The sequence below is a fragment of the Bradyrhizobium barranii subsp. barranii genome (assembly GCF_017565645.3).
Classification (GTDB): domain Bacteria; phylum Pseudomonadota; class Alphaproteobacteria; order Rhizobiales; family Xanthobacteraceae; genus Bradyrhizobium; species Bradyrhizobium barranii.
Genome location: NZ_CP086138.1, coordinates 23,919 through 42,489, shown reverse-complemented (window position 1 = coordinate 42,489; position 18,571 = coordinate 23,919). Strand labels below are relative to the sequence as shown.

The following is an 18,571-nucleotide window of genomic DNA, read 5'->3' as shown; positions in this document are numbered from 1 at the left end:
GGGCAGCAGTCGAGCACCGGGCGAATCGAAACCCGGCTGACCATTGCAAAGACTCGAACTCTAAGGAACGGCGTCATGGTATACTGCGCTCATGAGCAAGCGGCACGTTGGCAAAATCTGCGTCTACTGCGGCACCCCACCTGCGACCATGGACCACGTGCTGGCGCGCGAATTTTTGCCGATCAGCCGCCGGGACAACCTGCCTAAGGTCCCGGCCTGCGGCGCCTGCAACGGCGTCAAGAGCGGCCATGAGCACTATCTCACCGCGGTATTGCCGCTTGCCGGCAATCATCGAGATGGCTTGGCGTCCTGTCGACGATGGTTGAGCCGCGATTAGCGAAAAACGCGAAGCTGAAGGCCCAACTAGCCTCTGAGCAGCGGCAGGAGCTGATACTTAAAAACGGCATGCTCGTGCCGTCAATGACACTGCCGTTCGATGCGACCCGCGTCGACGAACTGTTCAAGTTCATCACGCAGGGGCTGCTGTTCCACCACTTCGGAGCGATACTCGATCGGAAGAAGCATGGCGTTTGGGCGGGATTCCTTAATCGGCAAGGCGAGGAGATGCACCGGCAGCTGCTCGCAACGCCCGCTCCCGCATCACCGACGATCTAGGTTCCGGCGCGCTCGTGTATGAGGGCGCGCAAGGCGTGGATTTCCCGGAGATGTCAATCTGGGTATTCCGGATCTTCGGCGGCATCCGGACCAGCGGTGACCCGCACGAGCCGGAGGCGGTGCTGAGGGTGATCGGAGGCGTAACCGCGTCGCATCGGGTCCTCCGGCGGCTCGATGCCAGCCTAGAATCCCCAGTTGCGACTTAGCCCGTCTTATTCGTAAGAGGCGCCCGAGAGGCTGGCGAGCGTGGTGTAAAGCGCTGATACGGCGTAGGATTCGGTTGTGAAGCCAACCCCATCACCTCCAACCGCGAACGCCACGCCCGCCATGACCGACGATACGATTCCGCCCTTCTCGTTTCCAGCCATTCACGCCAAGAAAGTCACAGCTGCCTTCGATGGTGGACGCCTAGAGCGGCGTCTCGGTTTGGCCGACAATCTGGCCCGGGTGTTCCCGGATCGGCGCGATCCGACGCGGGTCGTGCACAGCCTGGTCGATATGTTCCGCGCGCGCATGTTCGCGATCTGCTGCGGCTACGAGGACGCCGACGACCTCGATCATCTGCGGTCCGATCCCGCATTCAAGCTGGCCTGCGGTCGCCTACCGGACACGGGCCGGGATTTGTGTTCCCAACCGACGCTGTCACGCCTGGAGAATGCGCCGCGCCTGCGCGACGTGATCCGGCTGACCTACATTTTGGTCGACGCATGGATGGATAGCTACCCGCGCGAGCCGGCATCCTTACAACTCGCTCTTGACATGGTGACCTCGTGACAAACCTCTCCACGAGATTTTCCTAGCCGACTAGATCAACCCTCAGTGCGTGGTCGCCAGATGACGCTCACGAAGGTACGGCGCAACAGTCGATGAGACGGGGTCGGGAAAACCAGTACATGCCCAAGTGCTTCCAAGTACGCCGCTGTGATTTGGACCTGATCCGCGAACTCCCATACGGGCCCGCGACATATGACGGTCGCAATCAAGGCCGGACAGATGTCAGCGAGCTATGCGGGATTTTGGGTGACGAGGCGATCAGGCGGCGTGGTTTTCCGGCACTTGGATGACCTCGATGCCGTTTTCGAATCTGACACCTGCGATGACCTTCGGCAACTGATTTGTGCCTTTCAGCCGCCGCCAGGTCTTTGATGCGGCGCAGAGCAGCTTGAACACCATCAACTTGGCAGTCGTTGACGATAACGAACCTTTCGTGCGCACCGTTCTGTGCCGGACCGTCGCGAACACGCTTTCGATGGGATTCGTCGTCCGCAAGTGGTCCCAATGCTCGGCGGGGAATTCGTAGAACGCAAGCATTGCGTCGCGATCTTTCGTCAGGCACTCGACCGTCGTACTACGCTCCGTATTTCTCGGCAAAGACATCGATCGCCACTTCGGCCGAAGCTCGGTTGGACGCCAAATAGACCTCGCGCAGATCCTTCTTCATGCTGGCCTGTACCGACACTGCGACTTTGTTCAAGATATTCGCGGTTTTGTGCACCCAGCACCGCTGATGTCGCGTGGCGGGAAAGACCTCGTCGAGCGCCTTCCAGAAGCCGAGCGCGCCGTCACCGACGGCGATTTCCGGGGCGATCTTCAGCCCACGGGTTTTCGCCTCGACGAGCAGTTCGTGCCAGCTCTGCGTGCTCTCGCGCACGCCGACCTGGAAGCCGATGAGTTCCTTCTTGCCTTCCGGCGTCGCGCCGATCAGCACCAGCATGCATTCGCTGTGGTCTTCCATGCGAGCCTGCAGGAAGACGCCGTCCGCCCACACGTATACGTACCGGCGCGCCGACAGATCGCGCTTCTGCCAACGCTCGTACTCGAGCTGCCACTCCGTCGTCAGTCTGGAAACCACCCCCGGAGAAAGATTCGGCGCATCCTTGCCCAAGAGCGCCGCCAGCGCCTCCTGGAAGTCGCCCGTCGAGATGCCTCGCAGGTACAGAACCGGCAAAAGTGCATCCAAGCTCTTCGTGCGCCGTGCCCACAACGGCAGGATCGCCGAGGTGAAGCGGATCCGCTCGCCATCGCTGGTCACCGCGCGATCGCGAATCTTTACCCGGGCGACTTCGACGGCGCCGATCCCCGTCTGGATCGTCCGCACTGGACCATGGCCGTGCCGCACGAGGCGGTCGCGGCCATCGGGACGCTTCAAGCCCTTCATCGCGGCGAGAAACGCCTCGGCTTCCATCTCGACAGCCTGCGCAAGCAGCTGCCGAGCACCAGATCGCAAAATATTCGTCAGTGGATCGTCGATCTCATCGGGCTGACGCAGTGGGACAATGTTGCTATGCTCGTTCATGGCGTATCGCTCTCCTTGAGGTTCTGGCAGGCTCGACACCCGCCTCGATACGCCGCCTATCTCATTCCGTCATCACCCAGTTTCCCGCATAGCTCTGTAGACGTGCCGGGCTGGCAAATCAGGGCTGGGAGTCGACGAGGACGTTCGAACTTTGGATTGGAAAGGTGCCGGGTGGGCACAAGAAGTGTGGCGCGAGCTTCAAAACGAAGAAGGCCAGCACATCGTTTTCAATTGGCCATATTGCGATGGCGGCGAGTGAAGTGGACCCCGGATTTTGGACCGGCGGCTTAGGTGGTGCGGATGCCGTTCCGTTTTGATAAACGGAGCGGACCATGAAGAAGACGAGACGGAAAATCGATGCAGCGCTGAAGGCAAAGATCGCCTTGGAGGCGCTGCGAGAACAGTCAACGGTGACGGATCTGGCGCAGCGCTACCAGGTGCATGTGAACCAGATTTATGCGTGGAAGAAGCAGCTTCAGGATCAGACGGTTCGGGCGTTCGACGCGGGCGCTGGTCGGGATGGCGGCCCACGAACTGGAGGTCGAGAAGCTCCACGCCAAGATCGGACAATTGACGGTCGAGCGAGATTTCTTAGCCAGGAGGTCCGGAAGATGAGCGCGCCGGATCGCCGAGGATTGCTTCAGCGCGATCATGAGGGTCTATCCCGTCCTATTCGTGAGAGTGCGGCTTTTGGGCCCGATTGATGCGGCCGCACATCTTGTCTGACGAGGCGCACAGGATTGCCTTCGGCTTTTCGCCGCCTGACGACCGGTACTTTGCAACGCGCTTGAGGGATGGGTTGGGCGAACGGGGGCGGACGCCCCGCCGGTCAAGGACCGAGCGGCAGCAGCGCGCCGGGCAAGCCGCAGATCAGGTCGGCTTCGGGACATGCCGCGGCAAACGCAAGGCGAATGCGGCTCGTGGTCTCGACGACACGGGCGGCGATTTTCAAGAGCCGAAGACGCAGCGTCGCGAACTCGGCAGCGGCCAATTCCCGGGCTTTGGGAATGGCGTCGCGCACGGTCAGCATCAGCCAATAAGCGGCCGTATGGAGCACGAGACGGACCTGGTTGGCGAGCGCCGAACGGCAGCTGGTGCGATCGGAGGCGAGCTGCGTCTTATGCAGCTTGATCAGATTCTCGGCTTGGCCGCGCGCGCAATACAGGCTGTCGTAGATCCACTCGGCCGAGCCGACATCGAGGCTGGTGACGACGAAGCGGATGTCGAGGCCGAGCATCGTCGCCTCAATACGGGCGACAGTGCGCCGTTCGCGATCCCAGGACTTTGCCTTGTGGCGCGTCTCGGTATAGCCACGCAGAACCGGCAGGTTCTCGATGGCGCGTCGCGTGCGGATGTCGTCGGCGACCTCGTCGACTTTTCTGGCGAGAGGCTTGGTGCCGGACAGACCGAAGATGTAGTCGATGCCGTTGGTCTCGCACCACGCCATGGCCTCCGGCCGGGCATAGTGCCCGTCGCCACGGAACGTAATTTGCGTGTTGTGCCATCGCGTCCGGATATGCCGTACCAGGCGGCGCAGATGGGCACGCACCTCGACGCCGCCCGGCGTCTTGCCGGGCCGCAGCACGACGGCCACGGGCCGGCTCTTCTCCGTGTCGTAGACGTGGATCGGCAGGAAGCAGCGTTCGTCATAATGAGCGTTGAACAGCGAGAGCTGCTGATGGCCGTGGACGACGTCGCAGGTATCATCGATGTCGAGCGTGACGGATGCCGGCTCGCGCGGGTAGCTATCCATCCATGCGTCGACCAAAGTGTAGGTCAGCCGGATCACGTCGCGCAGGCGCGGAGCATTCTCCAGCCGCGACAGCGTCGGCTGGGAACACAAATCCCGGCCCGTGTCCGGTAGGCGACCGCAGGCCAGCTTGAATGCCGGATCGGACCGCAGATGATCGAGGTCGTCGGCGTCCTCGTAGCCGCAGCAGATCGCGAACATGCGCGCGCGGAACATATCGACCAGGCTGTGCACGACCCGCGTCGGATCGCGCCGATCCGGGAACACCCGGGCCAAATTGTCGGCCAAACCGAGACGCCGCTCGGCCATCGCCAGAAGCATCACGCCCCCGTTCGAGGTTAGGCGCCCACCATCGAAGGCAGCTGTGACTTTCTTGGCGTGAACGGCTGGAAACGAGAAGGGCGGAATCGTATCGTCGGTCATGGCGGGCGTGGCGTTCGCGGTTGGAGGTGATGGGGTTGGCTTCACAACCGAATCCTACGCCGCATCAGCGCTTTACCCCTCAGGCGCACTCTTACGAATAAGACGGGTTAAGTTGAAGAAAGATTGAGTGACTCCCGATCATTTCTGTGCCGAAACGTGGAGTCGCGGTCGTGCCGCGTCCAAAGAAACCGGCGCGAGCGGCCTATTAGACGCGGTAGGTGATCAGCCTCCGAAACGAGACTATCAAGCATGAAGAGATCGAGCGCGAGGCAGAGGTTTTATTTGTGTTGAATTCTTGCTTCTCGATAGTGGTCTGAAATCGTATCATCGGTCATGGCGGGCGTGGCGTTCGCGGTTGAAGGTGATGGGGTGGCTTCGCAACCGAATCCTACGCCGCATCAGCGCTTTACACCACGCTCGCCAGCCTCTCAGGCGCCCTCTCGCGAATAAGACGGGCTATCGATCCGCCGGCAATGCCAACTGCTGGGCGTTGCGCGATCGAGCGTATATCGGCCGCCGCGGCCGGCCAATGACAACGACCTTGAGCTGATGCGACGGATCGACCAGCTGTTCACGGCCTGGCCGTCCTGGGCTCGCGGCGGATGACGGCGATGCTCAACTCCGGAACTCTGAAACCTCCTCCGTGTAGCGCTTGACCTTCTGCTTCTCGGCGTGGAGAGCTTCGTGCGGGACCATTTTGCTCTGGCCCTGCGTTTCGCCTTCCCCACCTTCGCTGATCTGTTCCTGTTGGCCTTCGCCCTCAGAAACCTGCGCTTCCTGCTGCCGCACCTCGTTCGTTTCGGTCTCGGACACGGCACCGCCCTGCCCGGACAGAAGGCTGTCCAGATCGTCGTTCATGGCTATCCTGTTGGCGAAGGCCGTCGCATCAATCGCAAACGCGTGCAGCGATTGATGCGCAAGATGGGCATCGCGGCGCTGGGACCAAAGCCCAGAACCACAAAGCCGGCGCCGGGTATGTCCGGCCTGTTGGCGCGCTCGCATATGAACGCTGGCCAAGATAGACGCGATTGCTCCTCATGAACGCCAGGTGACGCATTTGTTGCGCGCGTGACTGCGGTGAGACGCACCGATGCTTGCGTCATTTGATTCGAATTGAATCCTTTAAGGTTAGCGGCGCAATCAATGTATAAGCCAGAAATTTCCATGATTGCCGCCGCTCATGGATGTACGAGTCAGGCCGGGGTAATTACGGATGAGGCGGGGCATGAACCACATCAGTCACATCGGACAAACGCGAGCCGGATGGTTCGGACATCGCAAGCTGACCCCACGCGCATGCATTGCGGACAGCAAAAAACACCTTCGGACCTTCCTCGCAGAGGCGCTGGAAGACCTCGGCTTCATCACCAGCGAATGCGGCCAGGCTTTGGAACTCGACACCGTGCTGGACGCGGAACGGCCCGATCTTCTGGTGCTCGGCGTGTCCGTGGATGGCATCGAAGTCAGTAAAATTCTCGAGACTTTGGTGAGAAAGGACTACGGCGGCAAGGTCCTCGTCATCGGCCAGCCGGACTCGATCATCGTCAAAGCGGTTCGGCAGATCGGCGATGAATACGGCATCGCCATGCTGCCGGCCCTCTCCACCCCGTTCAGCGCCGGAACCCTTCGTGACAGTCTTGCGTCATTGATGCCGCTCGAGCCCGCACCGAGCCCGGCAGTGGATGTGCCCGAAGCGCTGAAAGCCAGCTCGCTCGAGCTGTGGTATCAGCAGAAACTTCATCTCCGGACATTGGTTCCGAGCGGCGCCGAGGCGCTGATCCGGATGCGCCATCCCGCATGGGGCGTCGTGCCGCCGGCCTACTTCATCCCCGACGAAAGCGATCCGCATTTTCATGCGCTGTCCGAGTTCGTGATCGCGCGCGCGATCGCGGACTGGCGCTATCTGCTCGGGCAGATCGGACCGGTCGATCTCTCGATCAACCTGCCGATCTCGTTTCTGGCCGACGATGCTGCGGTGCGCGAGCTTTGCTACCGGATTCCGGATCATGCGGCGTTCGCCGGCCTGCTGATCGAGATCGACAGCGCCGAGGTGATCGACAATCTCGACCTGGCGATCGATGTCGCCCGGCGCGTTCGCCTGCACAATATCGGCATCTCGATCGACAATGTCGGCGCGAAGTGGCCATCCTTGCTGGGATTGCCGAACTTTCCGTTCGTCCAGCTGAAGGTCGACCATCAATACGTCACCGGTTGCGCGGATCAGCGCCTCAAGCAGACGGTGTGCCGGCGTATCGTCGAGCTCGCACACGACTCCGGCGCGCAGGTAATTGCGCAGGGGGTCGAGACGCGCGCGGACTTTCTTGCCGCACATGAGATGGATTTCGATCAGGTCCAGGGTTACCTGTTCGGCAAGCCGATGGGCGTCAAGAAGTTCGCCCGCTCGCGCACGCACTTCTCGGAGAAAGAGCCGATCGTCCTGAGGCATGGCGCCTAGTCAGGCGCGAGTGTCGCCATCGATCGCGCGCAGCGCTTCGCCGCGGGCGATCAGGCGCTTTGTGTGAATCGGCGGATGGAATGACCCTGCCCAGATTAATGATGTCAACGGCTTAACGTGCCGATCGGCGCCGGGCCCCGCGCCAACTCACATGCTGACGGCGGTCGTCTTCCCCTCGGCTTTGCTATGCACTTCAAGCTCGAGAGATCGATTCGTTCAGGATAATCTCCTGAATAACGAGATAAGCCGTACGGCAGTTGCCGCACGGCTCTTCCGGAGTTCGTCATTCACTGCGCGGATCCGGTAGCGACGCGCTGAGCCGCCGTCTTGGCAGACTTATTGGACGCGCTCGTCGGCGACCTTCTTCTCAGAAGAGAGCTCGGTCGTAATTCTGCGCATTGCCACGGCCTGGGCCTGAACTTTTTGGCTAACACGCTCGAACTCAGCCATCTGGTTCTGGAAACCGGCATCCTGGGTCTGCTGGGTAGCAGGAGCGGCGCCGTTACCGCCAACACTATTAACCGCCATGTCTATTCACCTTTCTTTATGATAGTCGTTAGTTGTGGCCTGCTACGTCGGGCGGGCCGACGATACGAGGGGCAGGAATAGAAAGAAAGACGGTGCTCGCCCCCCAGACTTCTCAGGCTCAGTTCGGCGCTCTTGCCGAGACCAACGGTCTTGGGCTGTACGTTGTCCGTTTTGCCGGCGTTCTTGTTTTCGGCGGCCATCGCTTTCTCCTATGCTCGTCTTGTTACGTCTCAATAGACGTGCTCGCCTAGAGTTCAGCAGCCTCACGCTAGGCGCGCTACCTTTCGAGAAGCTGACGAGTCTCGGTCGGGGTGATTAGGTCGATCCTTTGCAGCAGCCCATCACCTGCCGGCAGCTGCAACCTCACCTAGGCTTCGCTGGTCGCGCCTATGGTCGACGTGGGCCGAACCGGCAAGGGGACGGCGGACGTGCCTCTGCGTTTAGACGCAGTTGGTTGATCTAGTGAGGCTAGCAGCGAAATTCTGACCTGCGTGCGCGGTCAGGCGCGCACTTGGGTCGATCGGCCAACAGGTTGGCTGTGGCGTTTGTCGATCACGCTGAGTCATCCAATCTGAAGTCTTTGGAGACTCATGGCGTGGGGCGGTAGCCTGGTTAGGGCCGCGCGCTGATGCTGTAGAGGCTGTTGGTGTGATCGCCGGTATCCCCACAGATCGCGTCCGGAATCTTCGGATCGCCGCTGGCGGCAATAGCGGCGTGGCCGGAGCGGTTGGAATGCTGCTTCCCAGATCCGATGGAGTGACTGGCGGAATTGCGGCGACCGCGTCACTTATCGACAAAATGATGTGCCTCTCGGTCCCGATGATTGTTGCATCAAGAGCAAGCGGCGCGAATCTCGCATGCAACAGGACCGATCGGCGCAGCCGACATCGGACAGTCGATCGATGTTAACGAAGCGACGTATCACATGTGATCGGCGGGCGTCGATAGTTGCCTGAGATGGTCCGTCGTGACGGCCGGCCGCCGCGAGCAACCATGCGATCCGCACCCCTCGGATGCTACGAGGGTTGCGATGCTCAGTCGGTGGTTCATTGTCGTCAGCTTTTCGACAGGTGCTGCAGGTAGAGTCCCTGCGAGTTCGATGGGCGCGATATGCTCGCGCCGAGCCGCTGCGAAGGTGATGAGAGAGGGGGGCTCATCGAGGCTGCCGGGGCTGGTGGCGAGAGGCATTCATTCGCTCACCATAACGCTCGCAGTTTTACCGCTTTCTTCGATGCAATCAGGAGTGAACTAAATGGCGTATCTTCCCGTGGCCGGTCTCCCCGTGGTCGGCGCACTCGATTCGACGGTGAATGGGGTGGGGTCAGAGGGGGTGGTTGCCAGCCCAGCTTTCAGCACACTGTTGGGACAGTATGCCACGCCGGGTGCCTACCAGTACCTGCCGGCAGGCGCTGCCGTCGTTGTCGTTCCTGCAGGTGGCGTCACAACCGCTGTCGTGGCTCCGGCGGTCGTCACTCCAGTCGTGGCTGCTCCCGTGTACATGATGGCTCCGCCTCCTCCTTCCATGCTGTTGAGCCAGCAAAGTTCGGGTTCGGAGCCTTCCGTCGATCCGGTATGGACGCATGAGGTCAAGGATGGCAAGGCCACGATCAACCTCGGCGACAAATATACGATCACAGCCAATGAGAAGGATGGCACCTGGACCGTTCGCAACAACCAGACCGGCCATGTCACGAAGATCCATGGCGATCCCCATGTTGACGCTAACGGGGACGGCAAGGATGACTTCGACTTCAAGAAAGATATGACCTTCCAGCTCGACGATGGGACCAAGATTACCGTCAATAATGTCGACTACGGTAATGGTGAGACCATCTCCTCAAAGCTGACCATTACGAACGGCCACAACGCGATGGTTGTGGAGGGGCTCGGCGACGACAAGGATGGCAAAAACAATCTGAGGGTGACTCAGTCCAACGCTGGCATGACTCTTGATGAGCTGACACCCGATGGTGCCCAGACGATCCATGAGAGCGGCCAAGGCTGGGTCGATGGCGCCGGCGGCGTGGTGAATCAGGCGAGTATCGATGCCGGCGAACAGGGTCGCGCGCCGGGCAACTACCAGTCTGCAATCGCAACGCCTGCCACTGCAACACCCGTGTTCTTCGTTCCTCCTCCACCGCCGCCTCTTGCGATGGTTCCGCTTGCCGTCGCTCAGACGCCAGCGCCGTCATCTCAGCCAGCGCCAGTGTGGTCGCACGAGGTCAAGGACGGCAAGGCGACGATCAACCTTGGTGATAAGTATACGATCACAGCCGATGAGAAGGACGGCACCTGGACCGTTAGGAACAACCAGACCGGCCATGTCTCGAGGATCCACGGCGATCCTCACGTCGATGCTAATGGCGACGGCAAGGACGATTTCGACTTCAAGAAAGGTATGACCTTCCAGCTCGACGACGGCACGAAGATTACGGTGGACACGGTCGATTATGGCAAGGGAAAAACCATCTCCTCGAAGCTCACCATCACCAACGGCGACAATGCCATGGTTGTGGAGGGACTCGGCGACGACAAGGATGGGAAAAACAATCTGAAGGTCACGCAGTCTAATGCTGGGCGGACGCTTGATCAGCTGACGTCCGATGGAGCTCAGACAATCCATGAGACAAATCAGGGGTGGGTTGACAACTCCGGACGCAAGGTGACGCAGTCGGTGATCAACCACAATGAGAACCCGGATGCGCCGCCGGATTTCAAGACGATGATGCGCGAGGCCATGTTCCGGCGCATTTTCGGTCGCGATGCACAGCCGGCATGAGGCCTGATCCCGGGGAGGTCGGAAACTCGTGGAAGCGGGCGCTAGCGCCCGCCTTTCATTTTCGCCAAACGGCCGCGAGAAGGGCAGCTTGGCGATCTATCGATTTAGGATCGACGGTAACAGCCAGATTGTCTTGGCAATCGCAGCCTTGGCGCCGACAAACGGGCGGAGGGCCTCCAGACCCGGCTACCCGGCTAGAATTGCTGCGGCGCGTTGCCGGCGATGGAGGCGCTGCACGGGAACGGTGCTCTCAGGTCTGTCTGCAAGTCAACGTCCTGCAGATGCAGGCGTCGCAGCGAAAATCCCGGCCAAGATCGTAGATTGGATTGGGGACGGCCTCTGCGGCGCGATCTACCCTCGGCTCAAAAGCATAAGCCCTGTTTCGCGTTGAGCCCTGCCTGTCTTTAGCCTACGAAGCCGGGCGTGAACCCTTGCGCCCCCAGAACATCCATCATCCTCTCACGAAGCCGGAGGCGCCATGGCTTTGAGCATCACCATTTCCGTCAAAGTCTGCTGTTGGGGACGCCAAAGGGACGTCGCAGCAGCCCGCTGCCAAAAAGATCCAGGTGCATTCGGATTCGCGGAGCAGTTCGCAGCGGACCTGAAAGATCATAGAATGCGCATCTAACTGCTGGCGTGTGCCAAGTCTCACTTGGCACGTCTTCGATTCAATCACCAGGCGGCCGTATCGCTATCTGGCGCCGACCATCGGCTCATCCATCATCAAGCTCGCTCATGGCCTCATCCATATCCGACTGCGAATCGCTTATGACTTGCGTCGCGACGGAAACAAGAGCCTTTTCGAATGCTCGGCGCAGTAGCGCTGCACGCGTGTCATCGCCGCCGTTCTCGGCGGTGTCGGAGGGGGCGCCAACCTGCGACGCTGTTGCATTGATATCGGCTGCGTCTGCGTTCATGTCGTAACACCCGGATAGCGGCGTCGCCTAGATGACCTATCCTCTTCATGCTAGCAGGAGCAGCTTGCGAAAAGCTGACTAAGATCGAGCTTCCTTGGCGGCTTCATCCATGATCGAGAAGGATCATGAGCACGCGCCAGCGGAAGTGATGACATTCAAAGCGGCGCGCGATGCTGCTGTCGAGCTGGCTGCACGCAAGCGGGCCAATCTCGTCAAGGTGCTGCCTTAAAGAATTGCGGACTCAGGGCTTTACCTCCGACGGTTCGATCACGAAGTAGCATGTACCGGGGCGAAGGCCGCATACGTTATCGCAGGTGCACGAGCCGCCATCACATTCGTCTCCTTTTCCGCCAGTTAGCAATTCGTGGAACAGAAACGCGCCCTCTGCAAATTCCTTTGCGTTGCCTTGGCGAACTCCTCGGATACCGTTTTTCGATTGAGCGATTGCTTTCGTATACAGATGAAGTTTCGGGCAGTTCGCAGCAATGCCGAACGCCGCGCCCTGCAGAAATGCAACGCTTCGGCCATCGGCGTGCGCTGATGATGAGCACGGCCGTTGTTGGCGATTTGAACAACATCAGACCTCTTGTCCCCATAATTGGTATGGCCACCATACCGATTGCGGCGCTAAAGCATCGCTACCCTGCTGTTGGCTGATCTTCCTTATCCGCGCCGCGCATCACGATCTTCAGCGCATCATCCGGCAACGGCCGCTGCAATGCCTTTGCTTCATCCCGCGGCGCGCGCATCCATACGTCGCGCTCCTCATCGGTCGTCAGGAAGCCATAAACGAGGTGAGGGCCGGGGGCCGGCTTGGACTTGGTGCCCCGGTCGCCCTTGAACCCGGTCCAGATGCCCGCGATCAGATGGGCATGGCGGCTACCGGCCGGTTGTACACGCCGCTCGCGGGAGAGATCGACAGGCGCGCAGCCAGCCAAGGAACAAGGTTGTGTTCCAGCCAGCCATGGCAATCGCTGATGAGCGATCCTCATCAGTGGTCGCGTTGTCGACCGTGGTGATGCATCCGGGCGAAACTTTGCGCCGCAATGCTGCTCGAAGAACAGGGGGTCGTCCAGAAACCTGACGGCGTTTGCCCCTGAGGTTGGTGAGCGTGATTTTGGTTTGATGAGCGCTCATCCATGCGAATAAGTTGCTGAGAAACACGATGCCAGCAGGTCGGACAAAGCCGAGATTGCCGAAATCGTTGATGACCTCCGGCAGCCAGCCGTTGACGGCGTGCGCCGCAAGATCGGCCGCAACCTTCGACAGGGACAGTCCATTGAACGGTACCGTCAAATTAACGAATTGGAGCGGCGGAGGGGTAGACGACCGGCAGACCGCCCGGGACCCTCTTTATCGCCGCCATCGCACCGGAAGTGATCAGTTATCCCGTTTGGTTATATTTCCGGCTTCCCTTAAGCTTGCGCATGGTCGAGGAAATGCTGGCGGCGCGTGGCATTGGCGTGGCCTATGAAACCGTGCGCCAGTGGGGACGGAAATTCGGCAAGCCGTTCTCCGATCGGATCCGCCAGCGCACTCCCCCTCGCGGTGACAAATGGCATCTGGACGAAGTCGTTATCTCGATCGCGGGCGAACAACATTGGCTCTGGCGCGCTGTCGACCAGAATGGCTTCATTCTCGACGTCTTGATCCAGCGCCGAAGAGACTCGCGCGTTGCGCAGCGGCTCATGAAGAAGCTCTAAATCCGCCGGCACGCCGCCGCGCGTGATGATCACGGATAAGCTGCGTTCGTACGGCGCTGCGAGGGCGAAGATGGGCTTTCACGTCGAACATCGCCAGCACAAAGCTCTCAACAATCGGGCCGAGAATTCTCATCAGCCGACGCGGCGACGCGAGCGGATCATGAAGCGCTTCAAATCGTCCCATCAAGCTCAACGGTTTCTGTCAGTTCACGATCAGGTCGCGAACCTTTTCCACATCCCCTATCCCGGAGCCGCCATCGCCGACTTCCGTCGTGCTTCGCGCGAGCGGGCCTTTGCGACTTGGCGCGAGATCTCCATGACAAGCGCTATCGCCGACTCTCGACCTCTGAGAATCGCCTCCTTCGGCTCGGCGGTCGATTAAGTTGACGATGCCCCCTGATGAGCCAGAGCCTCCCTTCTCGAAAAGCCTGAGTTCATCGGAAAGGGTAATCCCTTAAGACTTCCGGCGATAGTTCATCTCCGAACCTCGCAGTCGACGGGCGGAGTCGTGGCCCCGCAATAGCGGGGTTTAGCTTTTTGCAGACTGGAGGCGACGCCCTGATGCCCGTGGCCTAGTGGCGCTTCGTACCGCTCGTGAGCGGGTCAGAGTTCTCGTCCAGTACCTTCAGAACCTCGCCAGCCTCCAGCCCAATCGATTTCATAGAGGCTTCGTCAATCTCACCGTTGACCACCGCCGCGTCGCTGTTGGCTGCTCTTAACGCAACCTGCACGGCCTGCTCCGGATCGTCGACCGCGACGGCGTACATTTCATGGCCGATTTTGCCGTCGTCTCTGACGACCCCAACCGTCACCATCCATCCCGCCATCAAATCATTCCTTTGGTTGCCTCTTGACATAGAGCGAGCCTTTTTAGCTGGCGGTGTCTGTTGGCTTCAACCGGGAAATTGTCGAGCAACTGACGTTGAAGGCCTTGGCAATGGCCTTCTGGTTCTCTCCCGCCCGGCGTCTCGCCAACGCTGCTTCGCGTTGTGCCATGCTGAGTTTCGGCTTGCGCCCGAACCTCACACCATTCCGGCGGGCCCGCTCGCGCCCCGCGCTGGTACGGCGAATGATGTCTTCGCGGGTCTTGCGGGCGATGTAGCCAACCAGAGCCGCCAGTACCTCGCCAAGCTCGTGCGTCGTATCCGCCCAGGGCTCGGCCAGGGATTTGTAGGCGGCCCCACGTGAGGTGATCTCAGCCAGGATGCTCAGCATCTTGAAAGGGCCGCCGCGCGTCAGGCGATCCAGCGCCGAGACAATCACAACATCGCCTTAAACACGACGCTTTGGCCAGCCCGGCCAAGCGGGCACGTGATCCTGTGATCAGACGGTTGGAACGGTGCCGCCATCGACCACGAGCTCCGTGCCATGGATTGAGGAGGCGCGATCCGAGGCCAGGAAGGCGATTGCTTCGGCGACCTCATATGGCTCGGCCCCACGTCCGATCGGGATTCCGCCGATCCAGCCCATGACAGCTTGCCGCGCTTCCTCGTACGTGCCGCCATTGGCAGCCTGCATATTCTTCACCAGCTCAACGGCGCCCTCGGTCATGATCCAGCCGGGACAGACGATGTTGACCCGGACACCCTTTGGACCCAGTTCTTTGGAAATGGACTTGCTGTAGGTCCTCAGCGCTGCCTTGGCGGCGGCATAGGCTGTCGTCGACTCTGGCAGGGGCAGCACCGACTGGGTCGAGGTAACGTGCACCACCGCGCCATTGCCTCGCTCAATCATCTGCGGGATCAGGAGGCGATCAAGACGAACCGTCGCCAAAAGGTTCAAGTTTAGCTCCGAGAGCCAGATGTCGTCGGTCAGTGCCACGAAGCCGCCTGGCGGCATAGCCGAGCCCCCGAGATTATGGGCCAGAATATCGATCCCGCCAAAACGCTCGAGCGCCGCCTTGGCCAGGGCTTCCCCGCCTTCGGCCGTGGTCAGATCCGCCTGGACGAACTCGACGCCATCGATGGGCTCCAGGTCTCCGCGGGCGGCCGTGATCACGCGGGCGCCGCCGGCAAGGAAGCGGTCGACGGTGGCCCGGCCCAGACCCTTGGTGCCGCCGCTGATGAGCACGCGCTTCCCGGCGAATTCGGTCGGATTAGCCTGGATGCTCATGCTGTGATCTCCAAGGTCTTGATCAAATCGCCGTCGAGATCGAAGCGGTAGGTGAAGCGGATCGGACTGCCCTTGAAGTCCCCATGGGCAAGGCCTTCGACAACGACCTGTCCGTCCTCGTGCCGGATGGTGTCCGGCGTGAAGATCGCTTTGACCGGGATCACCGCTTCTTCGAACAGGGCCCGCATTCCAGCGTAGCCCTCGTGACGGCCTCCATCAGCAAAAAGGACCGCCTCGCGCGAGAAGGGGCTCAACATTCCGTCTACATCGAGACGAGCGTTCGCGGCCACATACGCGGCAATCGGTGATGGAAGTTCGAGTGTCATTGTTTGGTCCTTCTTACTTCGGGTGCAGCCTCAAGCGGCTGCTTGCGGTTGGCAGCGAAGATAGCAGTGGACAGGTCACGCGATAATCAGGACAATTCGGGATGTCTCATCACGAAAGCCGGGATAATTGTGCAAAGTAGCCTGACCGAATTAGACGCCGTTCTCATGGTCGCCCGCAGGGGCAAGTTTCGCACGGCTGCGCTTGAGCTCGGGGTTTCAACGACCGCGCTCAGCAATGCCGTTGGAAAGCTGGAGCGCGCGCTCGGCATACGGCTCTTCAACCGGACAACGCGAAGCGTCTCATTGACGGAGGCAGGCCAGCAGTTCGTCGCGCAAGTTGCTCCGGCCGTGCGGGAAATTCATGAGGCGATGGAGGTTGCGCGCTCTCAACAGGCCACCCCTTCGGGCACGCTGCGCATCAATGCCTTTCCGACAGCGGCGCGGGAGATCTTCACTTCGCTCGTCCTGCCGTTTCTGCGCGCGCACCCCCAGGTCCATATCGATATCGTCACGGAGGGCCGCCTGGTGGACATTGTCGCGGGCGGCTTCGACCTCGGCGTTCGTAGCTCAGACCTCGTGCCCGCGGACATGATCGCACTCCCGTTTGGGGGTGTAAGGCGCAACGTTGTGGTGGGCTCACCGAGCTATTTGGAGGCGCACGGTACGCCCATGGTCCCTCAGGACCTTGCCGAGCACTCTTGTCTTCGCGTCCGGCTTCCCGATGGCGCGATCTACCGCTGGCCCTTCGAGAAGGACGGACAATCGGTCCATATCGACGTTGATGGCGCCATCACTCTCGACGAAGCGAGCCTTGCACGCACCGCCGCCCTTGCTTCCGTCGGCCTCACCCTGGCGATGGAATCGGACGTGCGAAACGACATCGAAGCAGGCCGCCTTGTGCGCGTGCTCGAGGACTGGACGCCCACGCTTTCGCCCTTGAGTCTCTACTATCCGAGCCGCCGAAACCCGACCGCCGCGTTCAAGGCGTTCGTCGATTTCGCACGGCGGCAAAGTGGAGCCAATACCTTGAGCACGGTTGCATAGACGGGGTGGTCCGCGACCCGGTCCTAGCGCCCCGAGCCGACAAACACGACTGTGACACGGCAGACGGCTATGACGGCGGCTTCGAGCCACCGTCAGTCCCGAGATGCGGCATAGTACGGCCGTTAGCGCGCTTCCGCGAGCGCTACGCATTGCTGCTGGTCGACTTCAACCGGGATATGACGTTGAAGGCCTGGGCAATGGCCTTTTGGTTCTCTCCCGCCCGGCGTCTCGCCAATGCGGCTTCGCGCTGCGCCATGGTGAGTTTCGGCTTGCGCCCAAACCTCACACCATTCTGCCGGGCCCGCTCGCGTCCGGCGCTGGTACGGCGAATGATGTCTTCGCGGGTCTTGCGGGCGATGTAGCCAACCAGAGCCGCCAGCACCTCGCCAAGCTCGTGCGTCGTATCCGCCCACGGCTCGGCCAGCGATTTGTAGGCGGCCCCACGTGAGGTGATCTCAGCCAGGATGCTCAGCATCTTGAAAGGGCCGCCGCGCGTCAGGCGATCGTGTGCCGAGACAATCACGACATCACCAGGCCGCAGTCTCCGAAGGAGCTGGGAGAGCACGCGGCGATTGTCCTTGGTGCCGCTTTCCTTTTCGCAAAACACCCTCTCGCACCCGGCGGCGTCGAGTTGGGCGAGTTGTATGTCCAGCTCTTGGCTGCTGGTGCTGACACGGGCGTACCCATAGACGCACATGGGGTTCTGTTGTCCGCTTGCAAAACTCCTGATTTTTGCAAGCCCCCTTCCCTCACGGCTACGATAAATCTGGCGGCGGGAGTTTGTTGAATCTTTTCGCGAGGTTGCGCGTTTCATGAAACCAAGTGAGCCGTTTCCTGTTTTTCCCTAGCGTGCGCTTTTCGAGCGCATGCGTAAATCAGGATTTACGCGCATGTAATCTCCCCGCGACTAGCCCCTGCTTATCGCAAGCAGCGCGCTGGTTTGCAGAGTCATGTCTCGCTCTTGGGGAAGCGCGAAATGAAGCCATTTCAGAAAATCACGCCGCCTGCTCGTCGTCGTTCTCGCGCAATCGTCCGCGCGCTCATCGGGATGGGGCTGGGGTCACTTCTGACAGGGTGCGGCGGGCCCTCGCGAGACGACGTCGTGAGCGCGACCGGTCATCCCGGTATCCGCGACCTGAGCTGCGCACCAGCCAATGGCCAACCGGGCTACGTGTGCACCTACTTCGATACCAGCATTACCGTCACGGCTCGCTTCGTGAAGCTCGATAACGGCCGGTGGGACGTGATCTACGCACGCTGACCTCGCACAGCATGGGAGGGCCAGCGGATGTAGATGCCGTCAGTGAACGATCCACCCAAAGCACCCTCAATCTTTCCGAATTTCTCAGGAGCCTTTGATGACTGAAAGCGAATGCCTTTGCGAAGGCAGCCAAGTTGATATTGTCCGCCGCGTTTGTCCTTGCCGCTCAAGCTGGCGTCGGCACGGGTTCTCGACGAAGAGCCCGCGCCCGGTACGCTCAAGCCGGGTCAAAAGGTTTACGTCAGATGCGGTCAGGGCATGGCCATGCTGGTGACCGGCGGTAACAACATGAAGGGCGGCAAGGGCGCGGGGCGTCAGCATGGGCCGTGCGTACCTTTCAAGGGCTAGCAGCTACCTGACGC

Annotated in this window: 19 protein-coding genes and 5 pseudogenes; 12 read left to right on the top strand and 12 right to left on the bottom strand. The window is 60.7% G+C overall.

Annotation, left to right across the window (positions count from 1 at the left end):
• Window positions 1–91 precede the first annotated feature (91 nt).
• The 3 genes and pseudogenes from J4G43_RS53455 to J4G43_RS53445 form a co-directional block, all read left to right on the top strand.
• Complete coding sequence (locus tag J4G43_RS53455; protein WP_162136571.1) at window positions 92–337, top strand: hypothetical protein; 246 nt, start codon at window positions 92–94, stop codon at window positions 335–337.
• Complete coding sequence (locus J4G43_RS53450; RefSeq protein ID WP_208089661.1) at window positions 319–615, top strand: hypothetical protein; 297 nt, start codon at window positions 319–321, stop codon at window positions 613–615. The genes J4G43_RS53455 and J4G43_RS53450 overlap by 19 nt, the downstream gene beginning before the upstream one ends.
• Before the next feature lie 327 nt (window positions 616–942).
• Window positions 943–1,374: pseudogene (locus J4G43_RS53445) on the top strand (IS1380 family transposase); the annotation flags it as partial.
• A 273-nt stretch (window positions 1,375–1,647) separates the two neighbouring features.
• Here the strand turns inward: J4G43_RS53445 and J4G43_RS53440 are convergent.
• Window positions 1,648–2,911 (bottom strand): annotated as a pseudogene (locus J4G43_RS53440) (IS256 family transposase).
• A gap of 332 nt (window positions 2,912–3,243) precedes the next feature.
• Here J4G43_RS53440 and J4G43_RS56410 point away from each other — a divergent pair.
• Window positions 3,244–3,615: a transposase gene (locus tag J4G43_RS56410; protein WP_208089660.1), complete on the top strand. Its 372-nt coding sequence runs from the start codon at window positions 3,244–3,246 to the stop codon at window positions 3,613–3,615.
• A 125-nt stretch (window positions 3,616–3,740) separates the two neighbouring features.
• Here J4G43_RS56410 and J4G43_RS53430 read toward each other — a convergent pair whose 3' ends face one another.
• Complete coding sequence (locus J4G43_RS53430; protein WP_060907906.1) at window positions 3,741–5,084, bottom strand: IS1380-like element ISBdi2 family transposase; 1,344 nt, start codon at window positions 5,082–5,084, stop codon at window positions 3,741–3,743.
• A gap of 615 nt (window positions 5,085–5,699) precedes the next feature.
• A complete protein-coding gene (locus tag J4G43_RS53420) occupies window positions 5,700–5,942 on the bottom strand; it encodes a hypothetical protein (RefSeq protein ID WP_038945954.1) in 243 nt (80 codons plus the stop codon).
• Window positions 5,943–5,954: 12 nt separating this feature from the next.
• Between J4G43_RS53420 and J4G43_RS56405 the strand changes: the two are divergent.
• Window positions 5,955–6,056, top strand: a pseudogene (locus tag J4G43_RS56405) (IS3 family transposase); the annotation flags it as partial.
• A gap of 253 nt (window positions 6,057–6,309) precedes the next feature.
• On the top strand, window positions 6,310–7,539 hold the full coding sequence (locus J4G43_RS53415; RefSeq protein WP_166354337.1) for an EAL domain-containing response regulator: 1,230 nt from the start codon (window positions 6,310–6,312) through the stop codon (window positions 7,537–7,539).
• A gap of 336 nt (window positions 7,540–7,875) precedes the next feature.
• Here the strand turns inward: J4G43_RS53415 and J4G43_RS53410 are convergent, their stop codons facing one another.
• On the bottom strand, window positions 7,876–8,067 hold the full coding sequence (locus J4G43_RS53410) for a hypothetical protein (protein WP_014498042.1): 192 nt from the start codon (window positions 8,065–8,067) through the stop codon (window positions 7,876–7,878).
• A 1,252-nt stretch (window positions 8,068–9,319) separates the two neighbouring features.
• Between J4G43_RS53410 and J4G43_RS53405 the strand changes: the two genes are divergently transcribed.
• Window positions 9,320–10,846, top strand: coding sequence for a DUF1521 domain-containing protein (locus J4G43_RS53405; protein WP_208088726.1), 1,527 nt, complete (start codon window positions 9,320–9,322; stop codon window positions 10,844–10,846).
• Window positions 10,847–11,559: 713 nt separating this feature from the next.
• On the opposite strand, the gene J4G43_RS53400 is transcribed toward J4G43_RS53405, so the two are convergent.
• A complete protein-coding gene (locus J4G43_RS53400) occupies window positions 11,560–11,763 on the bottom strand; it encodes a hypothetical protein (protein WP_011084467.1) in 204 nt (67 codons plus the stop codon).
• Between the two features lie 279 nt (window positions 11,764–12,042).
• Between J4G43_RS53400 and J4G43_RS53395 the strand changes: the two genes are divergently transcribed.
• The gene (locus J4G43_RS53395; protein WP_225006037.1) at window positions 12,043–12,420 is read left to right on the top strand and encodes a hypothetical protein; all 378 of its coding nucleotides are present in this window, start codon (window positions 12,043–12,045) and stop codon (window positions 12,418–12,420) included.
• Here J4G43_RS53395 and J4G43_RS53390 read toward each other — a convergent pair.
• Together J4G43_RS53390 and J4G43_RS53385 are read right to left on the bottom strand one after the other, a co-directional pair.
• Window positions 12,402–12,644 (bottom strand): annotated as a pseudogene (locus J4G43_RS53390) (hypothetical protein); the annotation flags it as partial. The gene J4G43_RS53395 and the pseudogene J4G43_RS53390 overlap by 19 nt on opposite strands.
• Window positions 12,643–13,059, bottom strand: a complete 417-nt coding sequence (locus tag J4G43_RS53385; RefSeq protein WP_208089659.1) for a hypothetical protein — start codon at window positions 13,057–13,059, stop codon at window positions 12,643–12,645. The gene J4G43_RS53385 and the pseudogene J4G43_RS53390, both read right to left, overlap by 2 nt.
• On the opposite strand from J4G43_RS53385, the pseudogene J4G43_RS53380 reads away from it, so the two are divergent.
• Window positions 13,043–13,848 (top strand): annotated as a pseudogene (locus tag J4G43_RS53380) (IS6 family transposase). The gene J4G43_RS53385 and the pseudogene J4G43_RS53380 sit on opposite strands and share 17 nt — an antisense overlap.
• A 190-nt stretch (window positions 13,849–14,038) precedes the next feature.
• Here J4G43_RS53380 and J4G43_RS53375 read toward each other — a convergent pair.
• Genes J4G43_RS53375 through J4G43_RS53360 form a run of 4 tightly spaced genes read right to left on the bottom strand, consistent with a single transcriptional unit; the run spans window position 14,039 to window position 15,904 of the window.
• Window positions 14,039–14,293 carry a hypothetical protein gene (locus J4G43_RS53375; protein ID WP_028154191.1) on the bottom strand — a complete coding sequence of 85 codons (255 nt, stop codon included), beginning with the start codon at window positions 14,291–14,293 and terminating at the stop codon, window positions 14,039–14,041.
• A gap of 43 nt (window positions 14,294–14,336) precedes the next feature.
• Window positions 14,337–14,729, bottom strand: a complete 393-nt coding sequence (locus J4G43_RS53370; RefSeq protein ID WP_129557305.1) for a recombinase family protein — start codon at window positions 14,727–14,729, stop codon at window positions 14,337–14,339.
• Between the two features lie 60 nt (window positions 14,730–14,789).
• Window positions 14,790–15,578 (bottom strand): SDR family oxidoreductase, encoded by a 789-nt coding sequence (locus J4G43_RS53365; RefSeq protein ID WP_038945802.1) that lies wholly within the window; start codon window positions 15,576–15,578, stop codon window positions 14,790–14,792.
• Window positions 15,575–15,904, bottom strand: a complete 330-nt coding sequence (locus tag J4G43_RS53360) for a nuclear transport factor 2 family protein (RefSeq protein WP_028154193.1) — start codon at window positions 15,902–15,904, stop codon at window positions 15,575–15,577. Before J4G43_RS53360 ends, J4G43_RS53365 begins: the two co-directional genes overlap by 4 nt.
• 165 nt (window positions 15,905–16,069) lie before the next feature.
• On the opposite strand from J4G43_RS53360, the gene J4G43_RS53355 reads away from it, so the two are divergent.
• Window positions 16,070–16,948: a LysR family transcriptional regulator gene (locus tag J4G43_RS53355; protein WP_210387780.1), complete on the top strand. Its 879-nt coding sequence runs from the start codon at window positions 16,070–16,072 to the stop codon at window positions 16,946–16,948.
• A 142-nt stretch (window positions 16,949–17,090) separates the two neighbouring features.
• Here the strand turns inward: J4G43_RS53355 and J4G43_RS53350 are convergent, their stop codons facing one another.
• Window positions 17,091–17,762: a recombinase family protein gene (locus J4G43_RS53350; protein ID WP_225005974.1), complete on the bottom strand. Its 672-nt coding sequence runs from the start codon at window positions 17,760–17,762 to the stop codon at window positions 17,091–17,093.
• Window positions 17,763–17,924: 162 nt separating this feature from the next.
• On the opposite strand from J4G43_RS53350, the gene J4G43_RS53345 reads away from it, so the two are divergent.
• Window positions 17,925–18,209: a hypothetical protein gene (locus J4G43_RS53345; protein ID WP_028154196.1), complete on the top strand. Its 285-nt coding sequence runs from the start codon at window positions 17,925–17,927 to the stop codon at window positions 18,207–18,209.
• Between the two features lie 159 nt (window positions 18,210–18,368).
• Window positions 18,369–18,557: a hypothetical protein gene (locus tag J4G43_RS53340; RefSeq protein ID WP_038945928.1), complete on the top strand. Its 189-nt coding sequence runs from the start codon at window positions 18,369–18,371 to the stop codon at window positions 18,555–18,557.
• Window positions 18,558–18,571 lie beyond the last annotated feature (14 nt).

What these genes read in the sequence shown, in the direction of transcription:
- J4G43_RS53455 (WP_162136571.1), top strand. Translation starts at nt 92, where the DNA reads ATGAGCAAGCGGCACGTTGGCAAAATCTGCGTCTACTGCGGCACCCCA.
- J4G43_RS53450 (WP_208089661.1), top strand. Translation starts at nt 319, where the DNA reads ATGGTTGAGCCGCGATTAGCGAAAAACGCGAAGCTGAAGGCCCAACTA.
- J4G43_RS56410 (WP_208089660.1), top strand. Translation starts at nt 3,244, where the DNA reads ATGAAGAAGACGAGACGGAAAATCGATGCAGCGCTGAAGGCAAAGATC.
- J4G43_RS53430 (WP_060907906.1), bottom strand. Translation starts at nt 5,084, where the DNA reads ATGACCGACGATACGATTCCGCCCTTCTCGTTTCCAGCCGTTCACGCC.
- J4G43_RS53420 (WP_038945954.1), bottom strand. Translation starts at nt 5,942, where the DNA reads ATGAACGACGATCTGGACAGCCTTCTGTCCGGGCAGGGCGGTGCCGTG.
- J4G43_RS53415 (WP_166354337.1), top strand. Translation starts at nt 6,310, where the DNA reads ATGAACCACATCAGTCACATCGGACAAACGCGAGCCGGATGGTTCGGA.
- J4G43_RS53410 (WP_014498042.1), bottom strand. Translation starts at nt 8,067, where the DNA reads ATGGCGGTTAATAGTGTTGGCGGTAACGGCGCCGCTCCTGCTACCCAG.
- J4G43_RS53405 (WP_208088726.1), top strand. Translation starts at nt 9,320, where the DNA reads ATGGCGTATCTTCCCGTGGCCGGTCTCCCCGTGGTCGGCGCACTCGAT.
- J4G43_RS53400 (WP_011084467.1), bottom strand. Translation starts at nt 11,763, where the DNA reads ATGAACGCAGACGCAGCCGATATCAATGCAACAGCGTCGCAGGTTGGC.
- J4G43_RS53395 (WP_225006037.1), top strand. Translation starts at nt 12,043, where the DNA reads ATGTACCGGGGCGAAGGCCGCATACGTTATCGCAGGTGCACGAGCCGC.
- J4G43_RS53375 (WP_028154191.1), bottom strand. Translation starts at nt 14,293, where the DNA reads ATGGCGGGATGGATGGTGACGGTTGGGGTCGTCAGAGACGACGGCAAA.
- J4G43_RS53365 (WP_038945802.1), bottom strand. Translation starts at nt 15,578, where the DNA reads ATGAGCATCCAGGCTAATCCGACCGAATTCGCCGGGAAGCGCGTGCTC.
- J4G43_RS53360 (WP_028154193.1), bottom strand. Translation starts at nt 15,904, where the DNA reads ATGACACTCGAACTTCCATCACCGATTGCCGCGTATGTGGCCGCGAAC.
- J4G43_RS53355 (WP_210387780.1), top strand. Translation starts at nt 16,070, where the DNA reads ATGGTCGCCCGCAGGGGCAAGTTTCGCACGGCTGCGCTTGAGCTCGGG.
- J4G43_RS53350 (WP_225005974.1), bottom strand. Translation starts at nt 17,762, where the DNA reads ATGAAACGCGCAACCTCGCGAAAAGATTCAACAAACTCCCGCCGCCAG.
- J4G43_RS53345 (WP_028154196.1), top strand. Translation starts at nt 17,925, where the DNA reads ATGAAGCCATTTCAGAAAATCACGCCGCCTGCTCGTCGTCGTTCTCGC.